Origin of the sequence: Pelagimonas sp., from assembly GCF_050633425.1 — a bacterium.
Lineage (GTDB): Bacteria > Pseudomonadota > Alphaproteobacteria > Rhodobacterales > Rhodobacteraceae > Pelagimonas.
The window spans coordinates 94,795-109,198 of record NZ_JBOEGM010000035.1 but is presented as its reverse complement, the minus strand read 5'-3'; the positions used below and the strand labels follow the sequence as shown (position 1 = coordinate 109,198).

Here is a 14,404-nt window from a genome sequence, read left to right as displayed (position 1 = left end):
TTACCGTCATCAACGGTATAGGGGATGGTATCATCGCCGGTGAAGTCATCCGCAGGCGTATAGGTCACGGTGCCATCTGGGTTCAGCGTCGCGGTGCCGTTGGTTGGATCACCAACCGAGGTCACGGTCAGAGGATCGCCATCTGGGTCCGTGTCATTCGCGGCTGGATCGTCGATAACAACCGGCGTGCCCTCAGGTGTGGTCGCGGTATCGTCAACGGCCGCAGGTGGTGTGTTGCCATCATCATCTGGTGTAACGGTCACAGTGACAGTCGCCGTAGAAGTCGCACCACTTGGGTCCGAAACCGTGTATTCAAAGGTTTCTTCACCGGAAGTCCCGGGATCAGGTGTGTAGACAATGGTGTTATCGGACGGATCAATGACCGCTGTGCCGTTAACCGGATCCGTCACCGACGTCAGTGTCAAAGGATCCATGTCAGGGTCAGAGTCATTGCCCAGAACGTAGATACGTACGCCAGTGCCTTCATCGGTGGTTGCTGTATCGTCTTCAGCAACAGGTGGGCGGTTGCCGCCTGCATCCTCAACAGTCACAGTCACGGTGGCTGTATCAGTGCCGCCATTGCCATCCGAAATCGTATAGTCAAAGGTGTCTGTTCCGGTGAAGTCAGCATCGGGCGTATAGTCAACCGTGCCGTCGCCGTTCACAGTAACACTGCCATTGGCCGGATCAGTCGCACTCGCTACCGACAATGTATCCAATTCTGGGTCAGTGTCGTTTGACAAAACGGCGATTGTAACCGGTGAATTGACACCAGTGGTTTCGCTATCATCAACCGCATCAGGGTCGGTGTTGCCGCCGCCACCTTCAGTCACTTCAACAGTCACGGTTGCGGTATCGCTGCCGCCATTGCCGTCTTCGATCACATAGGTGAACGTATCTGTTCCAAGGAAACCCGAGGCCGGCGTATAAGTCATGGTCCCGTCGCCATTGTCGGTGACGTTGCCATTTGCAGGCGGTGTGAATGATACGACGCTCAACGGGTCGCTATCTGGGTCGGTATCGTTGCTCAGAACATCAATGGTAACAGCGGTATCAAGCAAAGTGCTGTCGCTGTCATCAACCGCATCTGGGTCCGAGTTCTCGTCATCCACATCAACGGTTGAGAATTCCACGTCAGAGATCAAAACACCCTGCTCGCTCTCGCCGCCATTTTCATAAGTGATCTCAATGCGCGACACGGGGCCTGGGATCTCAACCAACACGGAGCCGGTCGCGTCTTCGAAACCAGATTCAGTATTCCCATCGACCGTGCTTCCAGAAACTGACGCGCTTCCGGCAGGTGTCATGGTCACCGGAACCGCGTTGCCTTCGGCGTCATAGGCCATGATCGTCGCAACATCTTCGAAACCGGTCCCTGGCGCGTCCAAGTCACCGCCAAAACCGGCATCAACGTCGTTCAGACGGAAGCTCACGTTTTGAACGTTGTCCGTATAAGCAGCTGTATCCAGCGCGCGGAAATCCATAACGGTTGTGGATGTCGCAGATGGATCAACACCGCCGTCGCCACCTTCGCCAAACAGTTTCAAATGCGATGTTGGGTTAAACGTTTCGTCTGCGCCAAAATAGCCGTTACCGTTGAAAGTGAATGCCTGTGACCCAGCATCCTGACCGTCAAAGGTAATATCGACAGCAACGCCACCTGTATCGACCGTGGCAGTTACATCACCAGGTGCCGTATCAGCCAAAGCTGTACCGTATGCACCCAGGGCACCCCAATCTAAAAATAAATCAGCCATAGTAAGACCCTCTCATACTCCAGACGGGGCATGCCCCTACCGCTATTGCGGAAGACAATGCCCGTGCACTGCCCGTTTCAATTACGCTCGTCACGCCTGTATGTATGCGAAGTGTTTTCCGCGCTGCCTCTGCCCACGTCTTACGTGGACGAAGAACGCCAAATTGCGGCTCGGGCGGACTCCGCCCATCGCTTCACTTCGCACCTATAAAGATGCGCAACAGTTCAGCGGCCGCCCCCGTGGCCTATGTCTTCACCCCCCAGTTGGGCTTGCAGTAGTGATACTTCGAACAACGCTTTGTCGGAAGGAAAAAATGGCACAACGGCGGCAAAGCGGCATTTCCGATTGCCAAAACCAGCCTGAAAACGTTCAACTTTTCCTTAGGTTGATCGCAAATTGTTTCCACAGGTCACGCAAAGGTCGCATTAAAACCGTCTATTTCAGCCAATTTTAGACTATTTCAACGACAATCCTTGGATATTGACATGGAACCGTCGCATGATTGGCAACAATCATTCAGCCGGATGCGAAACAACGTTGGCCAAAAACCGCCTAGAAAATAATGTTTGGCTTTGTATCTAATCTGGAACCAATTCTACCTGTGGCGCAAAATTGGCCATAAGTGCCACATTCAAAGCTACGCCGAATACGAATCATTCTATGCAAAACTAAGGCGAATTGCCCGATGATTCGACCGTGCGCCACCGCATTTGGTGTTTGGAAAGACAGCTGATCTACCTATTGGTTGCGCTGTTTCCACAGTCTACTGCCCCTATAGGTTCCGTGTTCCTCGACACGCTAGGAGGCCCGGCCCGGCAATTGCCATTGCTCCACCCCATCCATGTGTCCGGAGATCAGCGTCAAAGAATGAGTTCTAACGTCTCTGTCGATGTCGCCTTTGGAGCGCACCTATGAAGTGACCCTTTGATCGCAACGGCGTGCGTGCCAGAAAGTTTCCCACGTCCATACGCCCCTGCCCTTTCATGTTCTTTCGTCTCTCACCGGATATTCGGAGATCTGTGGATCAAATCTCAAACCATCATGCCTTGGCCACGCCGTGAAACGCAGAGACACAACGTTTGTACAGATCATTGGTGTATTTTTCGTCCCGTAGTCGCCACAACCAGACAGTTGCCGACTGCCAAGGCTCCGCGTTCTTGCACCCCGAATGGACAACCGCGCGGTCTGAACAAGGACAAATACCAATCTGGCGTTCTCGGGCTTCGAGCGTTCAGGGCCAAACAAATGGGTTCACCGCATTCGCAGAGCCAAGCACGATTACAGATGTTCTTATGTAAGACGCTGATCGGCAAATAGCCGATCTGAAACAAACGCCTCAATCTCTGGGACAAAAGCCCAGGTCATTCTTGCCCTGCGCAACAGCTCCGACAAGCCCGGTACTGGCAACAACCAGACCAGCAAGTGGCGCGCGCGCGCTGTTCGTTCCGGTGCTCTTCCTAATGGCGGGTATTCGCCATCCGGCCTGTCCGCTGATCGTAGGCAAGGGCAATTCCCCCAAATAACAGCACCAAAATTGAAGCAAAAAACCGCCCTCTTGCCTGCATTTTCCAACGTGGCCCGAATGCCCGTTTTTAAGGGAAAAAACACCTCAAACATCCCTTGCACAGCGTGACTTTCTGCCTTTAAGACGGACGGGAAAATCCTGCGCAGCAGGCGCTAACATATCGCGCAATATTGCGTCCAAATCCGAAAAGTTACGATGACTCAACTTCGCCTCTTTCCAGCCCGCGATTGGCTGCGCAGGACAACCCCTGTTTCCCTGAAAGCCGATTGTCTTGCAGGTCTGACAAATGCAGCCATTGTCCTGCCGCAAGGGGTGGCCTTTGCAACCATCGCCGGTCTGCCACCGGAATATGGACTGTATACCGCGATGATCACCGCCATTGTGGCCGCGTTGTTTGGATCGTCGATGGTCATGGTCTCGGGCCCAACCACCGCGATTTCTGCGCTGCTCTTCGCCACCCTCGAGGGCATGGCCGTGCCGGGCAGTGCGCGTTACATTGAATTGGCACTGCTTTTGACATTGCTGGTCGGGCTGTTTCAAATCATCGCCGGATTGGCCCGATTGGGCGGCTTGGTGTCCTTTGTTTCGCATTCGGTGATCGTGGCCTTTACGGCGGCGGCGGCCTTGTTGATCGGAGTAAGCCAACTGGCCGGAGCCTTTGGTGTCAAAATTGAAGGCGGCGGCAATGTGGTCGAGCGGTTGATCCGCGTGGCCGAAGCCGCGCCTGAGGTTAATGCCCTCGCCGTTCTGATCGCTGCCGTCACCTTTGTCACGGTCGCCTCGATCCAGAGTTTTGCGCCTCGGTTGCCGGGGTTTCTCATTGCTTTGGTTGCGGGTGCCGCCACCGCTGCCGTGACAGGTGCGGCCGACAAAGGTGTCGAAATGCTCGGCGCGATCCCGGCCGCGCTGCCCAGCTTTCACACTCCTCAAATTGACCTGTCAGACGTCGCCCTGCTCGCCTCGGGTGCTGCGGCGGTGGCGCTTGTTGGGTTGCTCGAAGCGATTTCGATCGGGCGGACATTTGCCCTGCGCCGACATGAACCTTTTGCTCCAAACCAAGAAATCGTGGCACAGGGACTGTCCAACAGCATCGGCAGTTTCTTTCAGTGCTACGCGGGTTCTGGCTCATTCACCCGATCCGGGGTCAATGCCGAGGCCGGGGCTCAAACCCCGATGTCCGCTATCTCAGCAAGCCTGTTTCTTGCGGCAATCTTGCTGCTATTTGGCAATTACATCACCGCAATCCCAAAACCCGCCATGGCCGGGCTGATCCTCTTTGTGGCGTGGCGTCTCATCGACCGCAAAGAGATCAAGCACATCATCAAGACGTCGCGCCCCGAAACCTTGATCCTCCTTCTGACTCTGGCCGCTGGCCTGTTGCTTGAGTTGGATTTCGCGATCTATATCGGCGTCATCTCCTCGTTCTCGGTTTTTATCTACGACAGTGCGCACCCCTCTTTGCGGGTCAGTGCCCCGGTTGAGGCCGCCAGCGGGCGCCGAAAATTTCGCAATGCGGCCTTGCATGGCCTGCCCGAATGTCCGCAATTGATGGTCGTGCGGCTTGACGGCCCGCTCTATTTCGGCTCGGTCGAACATGTCGAAGAGGAATGGACAGCGCTGCGCACCAAGCGCAAAGGCCAAAAGCATGTGATCTTTTACCTCAAAGGCGTCGGCAAGATTGATCTTTCGGGGGCTGACTTTTTGATTCATGCGGCCCGTGAAATCCGCGCAGAGGGTGGAAGTTTCCACATCGTCGCGCTCTTTCCGCCCCTGTTGGAATGTCTGCGGCGCTTTCAGGTGCTCGAAGAGATCGGCGAGGACCACCTGCATATTTCCAAAGGGGATGCCTTGGCGGCGGCGATTGCCAACATGGATCTGTCAATCTGCGCAACCTGCAGCAAACGGGTCTTTACCGAATGCTCTGCCCTGCCCGGCCATGAACAATCCGCGCCCGAAGACCACCCCAAAAGCTAACAGCGCCGCTGGCTCCTTGGCCTGAAACCTGGCTGAGAATTCGGCACACATCTGGGTTGCGCTCTACCGGGTGCATTGCGAAACGCTAAACGCCGACCCGGTGCTTTTGCCCAATCGCTGCCTGCAAAGCCAACGGCCTGCTCAGTCTCACGCGCCGCTTCGAAACACCAAATCTGCCCAAGGATAGGCTCCGGTTGAGGGGAAACTCAGATCGGTCAGGCGAGCCTACGTCAGGGCCAATTACAATCGTTCCGCGTGCAAAAAAGACCGGGCGGGAATGAATCCCGCCCGGCCTCGATCAGCTCAGATAATGGCCAATACCCTTTGCTCAGAACTTCTGAACAAGTGCGATTTCAAAGGCGCTGTCGCGCCCGGCAGCAAAGACCGGAGCGGGGAAGGTAGCGTCATCAAATCCGTTCCCGGGACCACCGTCATTTTCAAAGCCACTGTCCCAGCCAACCAACAAGGATGTGTTGTCAGAGAAAGAATAGGACCCTTCCAAAGCGTAATCGCCATCTGTGTCCCCAGCGAACTTCATCTCCCAATTGTCCTGACCAAATGTCAGACCCAAGGTCGAACGAGAGGCGCTATCATTGAAGGCATGGGCCAGAAAGGCCCCTTTGAACAGGCTATCGCCTTTATGACGATAGATCGCCGCCAAGTTGCCACGGTATTGATCAAAGTTGCCTTCGTTGATCGAATAGCGGCCGATCAACGTCAAGCCGATCTTGCGAATGGGATAGACGACTTGCATCTCGGCGTCGCCGATGTCGTTCACCTTGAGGCTATAGATGCCATAACCTTTGGTCGGTAGAGTGAACTTAGCCTCAGCCAAAGCGAAATTATCGCCGTTGTCGGCCATTTCGGAACGCGTGTAGCCATCCCAAGTGCCCAGAACGTTTGCAGTAAATTCGAACCCGACCCGACCAAAGTCATTGGAGTAGGTCAAAAGAAGATCAGGATCGACTTTTTTGCCAAATGGGCCACCCGCAGTGAACTGGCTGTCTCTGACACCATCATAGCGCTTTTGGATAACCGGGAAAACACCGACAGAGCCGCGGTTGAAGAGATCACCATCTGCCCAAGGTTTTTGGTCATAGGTTTCTATGAAAGTGGTAAAGCCAAGTTTGCCGCCGCCTCCGAAATCGAATTCGATCGCGCCATCTATGTTGTTGTTTTCAACGTCACCGATTTCATCCTGATCGGTGCGCGCACGAACCCGGACGTCCCACGACAGTTTCACCGCGCCCAGATCATGTTTGTTGCCCATGTTGAAATCAAGGATGCCGTAGCCTTGGCCATCACCGTCAACCTCACCATAGCCAAGCACCAGTTGAGCACCTGTCGTGAATTCAGCTGCCGCGACGCCTGGCAATGCTAGAACCCCGCAAAAAATCGTGCTGCAAAGAGATTTCATTGCAGTTCTCCTCCCTAGTTAGATCGTTTCGATATGGGATAACCCATTGGAAAATGTAAAATTAAACCTATTAATGCCTGACATTTCCGAGACCAATGCTCGGTCTCTGCCGTCCAGCCTCCATCCCCCCGTCCGATGTACGAACAGGATTTGACCGCACATGTGCGCACGCCAATCAGGACGATAAATTTAGGTGTTAGGCACAACTTTCTGGTCAATCACGCCGAACAAGGGTGTGCCGTCACGCAGGCAACATTGCATCCGAACGCCATCGCCAAATTTCATGTAGTCGGTTTTTGGTGCCCCCGTGTCGAGCAGTTCGATCCCGCGCCGCTCTGCAATGCAGGATGATCCGATCTCGCGGAAATTCTCGTTCGACACGGTGCCCGACCCAAGTATCGTTCCCGCAACCAAAGACCGCGATTGCGCCGCGTGGGCCAGAAGCTCGTCGAACCCAAAGGACATATGATAGCCCTCGGCAGCACCAAACCGCGTGCCGTTGAAATCCACCACCAGAGGCAGGTCAACCCGCCCATCCCGCCAAGCGCTGCCCAGCTCATCCGGGGTTACGGCGACTGGCGCCACGGAACAGGCGGGTTTGGCCTGAATCCAGCCAAAGCCGGTCTTCATCTCGATCGGTGCCAATCTGCGCAATGACCAATCATTGATCTGCACCAGAAGACGGACATGACCAAGCGCTGTGGCTGCATCGGCCCCCATGGGAACTTCGTCGCAGATCACTCCAAATTCGCCTTCGAAATCAATTCCGTCCTGCTCGGACGGCAGCGGAACATCGGCGGTTGCAGGCAAAAACTGGTGCGACATGCCCTGATACATGAGCGGGCGACCCTTGGGGTTTGGCTCTAGTTTGAACACGGTTTGCATCAGGTCGCCGTGACTGTCATAGGCCGATCCGTCCAGCCATTGCCAGGCGCGTGGCAACGGCGCCAACGCCTCGGCGGGGACAAAAGCGGTGCCGCCACCCGCGTTCAGCGTCTCATATTGTGCGGCCAACGCCGGGGCGAGCGCCTCCCAATCTTCGATCAAAGCCTGCATCGTTGTGACGCCTTCGGCGGGGGTGCAACGGGTCAGATCGCGACTGACCACATGCAAACGCCCATCGGGTGTCTGGTTTGGTAGGGTTGCAAGCTTCATATCGTCTCTCCGTTATATAGGGCGGCGCAGATCAGCGCAGCGAGATCGGCGTCAGGCGTGAACCCGGCGGCACGTGCCAAGGTGAAATCAAGAGGTTGCGCTTGCCCAAACAGTCGCATGGTCTCGGCCTCTGGCACAAAGGTGACTGTGGATCGGCTGCTCGGGAAACGCGCCTTTAGCGCCTCAACCAGTGCCTTGAACTGGCATTTTTGCATGGGCAACGTCAGGCTGCGCGCCGGGCCGAGGCTGGCGGCAAGCGCCGCTTGCGAAAATTGCGCCGCCACGTTGTGCACCGAACTCAACCAAGTCTGAGCCTCTTGTGATACGGGCAACTCATAGTCGACGCCCTCAGCCACGGCCCAGAACACTTGGGACAAGAAGGCCGATTTCAGCCCTGTGTTCTGATCCCGGCGTGCCACAATGCCGCCCGGACGCAGCGAAATCCCGTCGATCTCGCCCCGCCGCGTTGCGGTTTCGATGGCAACTTCCACCATCGCCTTATGGGCACCATAAACCATTGTCGGTGCCCTATCGGCGGATGTTTCGCCAAGGACTGCAATAGAGGAGGCAAACACAAAACGCGCACCCCTTTGGCAGGCCTCAATCAACCCAAAGGTCGCATCAAGATTGACCTGCCGAGCGGCGCTTGGGTCAGCCTCTGCAGCGCCACCCAAAATTGCAGCGAGATGAAGGACCACGTCAGCGCGCGCCACCTCGGCCAACAGGGCCGGATCCGTTAAACGACCGGGCAAATCCGTCAAAGCCGGGTGCGACATGCCGCAGGGGGTCAGATCGCTCGCGGTCACATGTGACACCCTGGGATCGGCCAGCATGAGCCGAACAACCGCTTGCCCCAAAAAGCCCGCAGCCCCGGTGATGACAACACGGGCGCTCACTTTCCGGCCTTGACCCGCGCGTCCTGCGCCTGATGACCAGCTGCCAGTTCGGGATCAAAGCGGGCATCGGTCAGAACAAAAAGCATCCGGCACGGCGCATCCGAACGGTTCGCCCATGCGTGGATTGTTCCCCGCTGGATGACCACATCGCCCGGCTGCAGGGTGACCTCATCATCGTCCAACATCAAGACGATCTCGCCTGCAACCACAACGCCATAGTCGACACTTTCGGTGCGGTGCATCAGCGGGTGACGGCCGCGAAGTGTGTGTTCGGCGTTTTCACCCAACCCAACAGCGTCAAAGAGCTCCTTGGCCTGATCCCGGTCAAAATCGGGGCCTTCGCGGCCTTCGGGGGGGATATCCACAAAACGGATGATAGTGCCGTTTTCCGGCGGGGCCGTAGCACGGTGACGGTCGGTCGGTTCCGCCTCGCGGGCCGTTAGAACCGCTGGCATGTGGCCCGTGTTCCAAATTTCGTGAAACGCCGAGCCCGGCTGGGTCAGTGGGCGTGTCACATGCGGCAAAGGCCCGTCCTGTAAAACGATGGCCTTTCCGGTTTCGTCATGCCCGGTCACAACGCGTCGAATGTCTGAAAAGGCCATCATACGTCCGTTATGCCTTCTTGGGCACGAGGCCGTCGGCCTCAAGCCGCTCCTGCAGCGCGGCATCTTTGGCAAGGGCACGTTGCACCGCAGGGCGTGCCTGCATGGCTTCGGCGTGGGCGGCCCAGGCTGGGCAGTCCTCGACCGGGAAACCGCAGCCGGAGATGCGAAACCAAATCCAATAGATATAGGCGTCCAGGATCGACCAGGTCTCGCCGTACCACCATGGGCCATTGGCCAGACGGTCGTTCACCACCTTTGCCAGGGGCTGCATCGCCTCCATGGCCTTGGCCTTGACCGAGGCCTGCGCCTCGGGGCCCTCAACCATAAACATCGGCATGCGCATCCGCGTTACAATCGGGTGCAGCGTATCGGCGCAAAAGGCCAGATCGGCGGTGATCTTTTCCGCCTCATAGGCTCCGTTGGCCTGCGGCAGAAGCTTGGGAAAGACCTGCCCCAGATAGCGCGCGATGGCGACATTCTGGGTCAGAGGCCCCTCTGGAGTGACCAACAACGGCACCTTTCCCGCTGGATGCATCGCCAGATAGTCAGGGCGTTTGTGTTCGCCCTTCATGAAGCGGATCAGTTCCAGATCATAGTCTGCCCCCGCCTCTTCCAGCGACATCAGCGGAACGCGGGAACAGGCTCCAGGCGCGGCGTATAGCGTAAATTGCGCCATGATCAGGACAGGCGCCCGCCGAGCGTTTCCGCAAACCAGTCAGCGATATAGCCACGGCCAAAGCTCATGTTATCTGCGCCGACGTGCTCAACACCACCTTCGCGCGGGGTAAAGACTTTCAGCTCGCGGCGCGGCGAGTTGACCAGTTGGTCATAGCTTTGGTGCGCATAGTCCAAGCTGATCTGGCGGTCGAATTCACCATGGGTCACCAGGAAGGGCACCTTGATCTTTTCCATCTGGCCATTGAGGTGCATGTCCTTGGACTTGGCATGGAAGTCCTCCATATCCTTGGCACCAAAGACCCAATGCACGTGCTGCCAATAATGCGGCACCGGGTTTTCGCCTTCGCGCTTGAGCCGCTTTTGCTGCACCTCGGCCCAGTTGTGATTGGCGCCCCAAACGGCCCCTGAGGCAAAGCGCGGCTCATTGGCGCAAACGCGCGGCGCATAATACCCGCCCAGCGAAATGCCCGTGATACCGATGCGGTCTGCGTCCACGTCGTCGCGCGCGGCGAGCCATTCATACACCGGCGTACCCCAGTCCTCAGACGTGGGAATGGCGGGCATGCCTTGCAGGCGCAGGCTTTCACCGGTGCCGGGCTGATCTACGCAGAGGCTTGCAATCCCGCGTTTGGCCAGCTCTTGCGGCAGGCGCGACCAGTAGAGAAGCTCTTTGTTGCTATCCAGCCCATTGAGATAGACCACAGCCGGTGCGGGCCCCTCAACGCCGATGGCGGGGGTGTAGAGCACCGGAATAACCTTGTCGCCGTAAGGAATCTCCATCCGGGTGACAGTCTCGCCTGAGAATTGCGTCCCCTTGAGGAAATTGCTCAGACCCTTTTTAAAGGTTTCGATCCGGTTTTCGCTGCCATGGGCCTGCATTCGCTCTGCGGTCAAATAATACAAAGCGGCACGCTGAAGCTTTGGCCCAGCGGACAAGAGCCGGCCCTTGGCTTCGTCTTCGGCGGCAAGTTCCACCAGTTTGTCAGCGACCTTCATCCATTCACGCATGAACTCGGCCGTGCCAGCGTCCTCGCCCGCCTCTGCCTTGGCCAGCAGAGGCTGACACATGTCCATGATTTCCCCCAGCTCTGCGCCACTGGCCATTGCGATGGAAACGGACAGATTCCAGACGTAGTTGGGGAAATAGTCAAACATGGCCATAAGCGACGTTCCTTTTGAGAGAGTTAGATCAGGATCAGATAGGCTGGCACATCATGCCGATGGTCTGGCCAGTAAGCTCGCCCACATCGAACGGCTGGATCTTGCCCATCTGCATATCGCCAATGCGAATAGAGTTTTTGGCAACATGCGCGACGCGTGGCATGCGGCGCGCTTGATAGGCGGCAAATGCCTCTTCTGGGGTCTCAGCTTTGGCGAGCTCGTCCGCCAGCACAAGGCCATCTTCGATGGCCATGCCTGCGCCCTGTGCCAGATGTGGGGTCGAGGCATGCACCGCATCACCAATCAGCGCGACGCGCCCCTTGTGCCAATCACCCTCGAGGAAAATGGTTTCCAAGGGGCGCGCAACAACACCGGCATCTTCGGTGATGTTATCGAGCATCGCTGCGAACTGCGGCGGTGGCATTTTGGCGCGCGACCGCATGGCGGCGGCGGCCCCTTCCACCGGGATCGGCTTGGTGTTGGGCTCGGTGCTGAGCAAGAAGACATACATCAGTTCTGGTGTAATCGGAACAAATCCGCCGTTGAGCGGGCCAGCAAAGATGTGAATACCATCAAGATCCGCTGGGCGCGGCATATTATAGCGCCAGACCCACTGGCCAGTATAATTTGGCTTTGGGGCATCAGGTATCAGCATCTGCCGGGTGCTAGAGAACACGCCATCAGCACCGATCACAATGTCATACCGCCCGCTTGTGCCGTCGGAAAAGCCCACATCGACGCCCGCACCATCATCGGTCATATTGGCCACGGTCAGCCCAAGGCGAATTTTCGCCCCGGCGGCCTTGGCACCTTCAGCAAGAACCTTTTGCAGGTCGGTACGGCGGATGCCAGCGTTCGACGGATAATCCGGCCCGGCCAGCTTGGGCGTGTCGAACTTGGCCTCCTGGTGACCGCCAGGGCCGACAAACAGGGTCGTGCTGTCAAAACCCGACGCGCGTGAGAGGTATTGATCAAGAACGTCCAGCTCTTTCATGGCCCGGATCACGTTCATTTGCTGGATGATGCCAACACCGTAAACTGTCCAGTCGGGATCGCGCTCGATGATCTCGACCTCGATCCCTTTTTTACGCAGAGCGATGCCAGCCGTCAGCCCGCCAATACCGCCGCCAACGATCAATGCCGAAGTCACACTCATATCCAGATTCCTCCCGTTTGAGGGGAGATTAAGGCCTGAGAAAGCATTTTCAAAATTGAAAGACGCAATCCCGGATATTAGTTACGTCAATACATCAGGCAGAGAGGCAGCCGCTTGCGATACCACGTCACGCAACCAGGCAATCCCGGGATCCGTTTCGCGATATGCGTGCCATTGCTGCATCTGGCGCAGCGGCGGCAGCGCGACCGGAACCGGGTAGCAAACCAGTTCGGCCCGATCCTTCATCAAGTGGGCTAGGCGCGCATGAACCGTCGCGATACGGTTCGTTCCAGTGATCAAATGGGTCAAAGTCGAGAAAGAGAAGCTTTCCACATCAATCCGCCGCTTCACCCCCGACTGGGCCAGAAAGGATGTCTCGACAGCCTTTGCGGCATTGGGCGGAACCATGACAACATGCGAAGCGCTTTCATAAGCTTCACGATCCATCGTGACATCGCCGAACTTTCCGCCGCGCCAAGCAACCACAACGTAATGATCCTCATAGACAAGCGTAGAGGGATGATCGCCCGAGATCAGAGGCTCAGGCGTGATCAGCAGATCAATTTCGCCGCGCTCTAGCAGCAAATGCGGCATTTCAGTTTGTGGCCGAAGGTTCAGCCGCACGGTGGCGTCTTGTTCATCCAGCAACCGCAGGACCGTGGGCATCAACACCCGTAGAGAATAATCTGACAGCAAGATGGTGAATTCACGCGTGGATTCTGCGGGGCGGAATTCGGGATGGGAATCGATGGTTGCCTCGATCCGCACCAGAATATCGCGGATCGCCGGACGCATGGCCTCGGCCCGCGGAGTGACCTCCATCCTGCGTCCAACCTGAACCAAAAGCGGATCATCAAAGTAGTCGCGCAGACGCGTCAGTGCGTTGGACATAGCCGATTGACTCATGAACATCTTTTCAGCCGCCGCAGAAACAGACCGCAATTCTATCATGTGATCCAATGCAACCAAAAGGTTAAGATCAAGCTTTTTAAACCGCACAAGCCCCTCCCCGGTTCCAGCGACAGGGCCCACCTTAATGCGATTCGGAAGCATTTCAATAATCAATGCATCGCATTCAATCTTACAATTTTCTGGATGCACGGATATCAATTAAACTCAATCGGGGTAAAAGGAGGATCTTCACAATGCGTATCATTGGGCCAGATGAACTGGTATTTGGGGTCGATAATATTGAGGCCTGCCAGACATTCCTGACGGATTACGGCCTGACCGACGCCGGCGATGGCCGGTTCGAGGCGCTGGACAAAACTGCTTTGACAGTGCGCAGCGTAGACGACCCTGAGTTGCCCGCGCCATTGAAGACCGGCAGCCTGTTGCGGCTGACGATCTGGGGGGTTGAGGATCAAGCCACTCTTGATGCAATCGAGGCCGAGCTGTCTAAGGACCGCGACGTGGTCAAGCAAGACGATGGCACCCTGCGCAGCAAAGACGACGCAGGCTTCGAAATCGCGTTTCGGATTACCCGCCGGATCAAGCTTGACCTGCCAGCTGAGCTGGTCAATTCACCCGGTGCCGAGCCTGGGCGCGGCATGAACGTTGTCGCCTCAAACCAAGACGCCGAGGCCAAGCCGCGCACGCTGAGCCACATCGTCTATTTTGTGCCCGACATGGAAATGACCGCCAAATTCTACATTGAGCGTCTCGGCTTTGTGGTTACAGATAAATTCACGAACACCGGTCCTTTCCTGCGTCCGCAGGCCAACAACGACCACCACGTTTTGTTCATGATCCAAACCCCCGCCTATATGCAAGGCATCGAGCATCTGGCATTCCACATGCAGGGCCCGACCGAGTTGATGCTCGCGGGATCGCGCATGGTGCAAAAGGGCTATGAAAGCTTTTGGGGGCCTGGTCGTCACAAGTTCGGCTCAAACTGGTTCTGGTACTTCAACTCTCCGCTCGGCACGCATATCGAATATGATGCCGACATGGATTTGCACGACGGCGAATGGGTCGAACGTGAAGTTCCGATGGACAAAGAGGCCGCGCAGCTGTTCCTCTTTGAGAACGTCGAAAAATGGTCTCCGGGCGGCGGACCGCCTCCCGGCAAAGGGTGACG

The 14,404-nt window shown here is 56.7% G+C and carries 11 protein-coding genes; 2 read left to right on the top strand and 9 right to left on the bottom strand.

Annotated elements, in window-relative coordinates; all coding sequences use genetic code 11:
* A partial coding sequence (locus tag ACRBB0_RS24300; protein WP_431377071.1) for an Ig-like domain-containing protein occupies positions 1-1,757 on the bottom strand: 1,757 nt, incomplete at its 3' end.
* A gap of 1,720 nt (positions 1,758-3,477) precedes the next feature.
* Here ACRBB0_RS24300 and ACRBB0_RS24295 point away from each other — a divergent pair.
* A complete protein-coding gene (locus ACRBB0_RS24295; protein WP_431377070.1) occupies positions 3,478-5,256 on the top strand; it encodes a SulP family inorganic anion transporter in 1,779 nt (592 codons plus the stop codon).
* 328 nt (positions 5,257-5,584) lie between these two features.
* Here ACRBB0_RS24295 and ACRBB0_RS24290 read toward each other — a convergent pair whose 3' ends face one another.
* From ACRBB0_RS24290 to ACRBB0_RS24255, 8 genes are all read right to left on the bottom strand, one after another.
* Positions 5,585-6,673: a hypothetical protein gene (locus tag ACRBB0_RS24290; RefSeq protein WP_431377069.1), complete on the bottom strand. Its 1,089-nt coding sequence runs from the start codon at positions 6,671-6,673 to the stop codon at positions 5,585-5,587.
* Positions 6,674-6,862: 189 nt separating this feature from the next.
* Positions 6,863-7,828, bottom strand: a complete 966-nt coding sequence (locus ACRBB0_RS24285; protein WP_431377068.1) for a fumarylacetoacetate hydrolase family protein — start codon at positions 7,826-7,828, stop codon at positions 6,863-6,865.
* Positions 7,825-8,724, bottom strand: a complete 900-nt coding sequence (locus ACRBB0_RS24280; RefSeq protein ID WP_431377067.1) for an NAD-dependent epimerase/dehydratase family protein — start codon at positions 8,722-8,724, stop codon at positions 7,825-7,827. The genes ACRBB0_RS24285 and ACRBB0_RS24280 overlap by 4 nt, the downstream gene beginning before the upstream one ends.
* Entirely contained in the window at positions 8,721-9,326 is a 606-nt protein-coding gene (locus ACRBB0_RS24275; RefSeq protein WP_431377066.1) for a cupin domain-containing protein, read from the bottom strand. The genes ACRBB0_RS24280 and ACRBB0_RS24275 overlap by 4 nt, the downstream gene beginning before the upstream one ends.
* 10 nt (positions 9,327-9,336) lie before the next feature.
* Complete coding sequence (locus ACRBB0_RS24270) at positions 9,337-10,005, bottom strand: glutathione S-transferase family protein (protein WP_431377065.1); 669 nt, start codon at positions 10,003-10,005, stop codon at positions 9,337-9,339.
* Between the two features lie 2 nt (positions 10,006-10,007).
* On the bottom strand, positions 10,008-11,168 hold the full coding sequence (locus ACRBB0_RS24265) for an alpha/beta hydrolase family protein (RefSeq protein WP_431377064.1): 1,161 nt from the start codon (positions 11,166-11,168) through the stop codon (positions 10,008-10,010).
* Positions 11,169-11,202: 34 nt separating this feature from the next.
* Positions 11,203-12,324: an FAD-dependent monooxygenase gene (locus ACRBB0_RS24260; RefSeq protein WP_431377063.1), complete on the bottom strand. Its 1,122-nt coding sequence runs from the start codon at positions 12,322-12,324 to the stop codon at positions 11,203-11,205.
* Positions 12,325-12,405: 81 nt separating this feature from the next.
* Positions 12,406-13,323, bottom strand: coding sequence for a LysR family transcriptional regulator (locus ACRBB0_RS24255; protein ID WP_431377062.1), 918 nt, complete (start codon positions 13,321-13,323; stop codon positions 12,406-12,408).
* A 146-nt stretch (positions 13,324-13,469) separates the two neighbouring features.
* Here ACRBB0_RS24255 and ACRBB0_RS24250 point away from each other — a divergent pair, with 146 nt between their 5' ends.
* Positions 13,470-14,402, top strand: a complete 933-nt coding sequence (locus ACRBB0_RS24250) for a VOC family protein (protein WP_431377061.1) — start codon at positions 13,470-13,472, stop codon at positions 14,400-14,402.
* Positions 14,403-14,404: the final 2 nt, after the last annotated feature.

What these genes read in the sequence shown, in the direction of transcription:
- ACRBB0_RS24285 (WP_431377068.1), bottom strand. Translation starts at nt 7,828, where the DNA reads ATGAAGCTTGCAACCCTACCAAACCAGACACCCGATGGGCGTTTGCAT.
- ACRBB0_RS24250 (WP_431377061.1), top strand. Translation starts at nt 13,470, where the DNA reads ATGCGTATCATTGGGCCAGATGAACTGGTATTTGGGGTCGATAATATT.
- ACRBB0_RS24265 (WP_431377064.1), bottom strand. Translation starts at nt 11,168, where the DNA reads ATGGCCATGTTTGACTATTTCCCCAACTACGTCTGGAATCTGTCCGTT.
- ACRBB0_RS24270 (WP_431377065.1), bottom strand. Translation starts at nt 10,005, where the DNA reads ATGGCGCAATTTACGCTATACGCCGCGCCTGGAGCCTGTTCCCGCGTT.
- ACRBB0_RS24295 (WP_431377070.1), top strand. Translation starts at nt 3,478, where the DNA reads ATGACTCAACTTCGCCTCTTTCCAGCCCGCGATTGGCTGCGCAGGACA.
- ACRBB0_RS24260 (WP_431377063.1), bottom strand. Translation starts at nt 12,324, where the DNA reads ATGAGTGTGACTTCGGCATTGATCGTTGGCGGCGGTATTGGCGGGCTG.
- ACRBB0_RS24290 (WP_431377069.1), bottom strand. Translation starts at nt 6,673, where the DNA reads ATGAAATCTCTTTGCAGCACGATTTTTTGCGGGGTTCTAGCATTGCCA.
- ACRBB0_RS24275 (WP_431377066.1), bottom strand. Translation starts at nt 9,326, where the DNA reads ATGGCCTTTTCAGACATTCGACGCGTTGTGACCGGGCATGACGAAACC.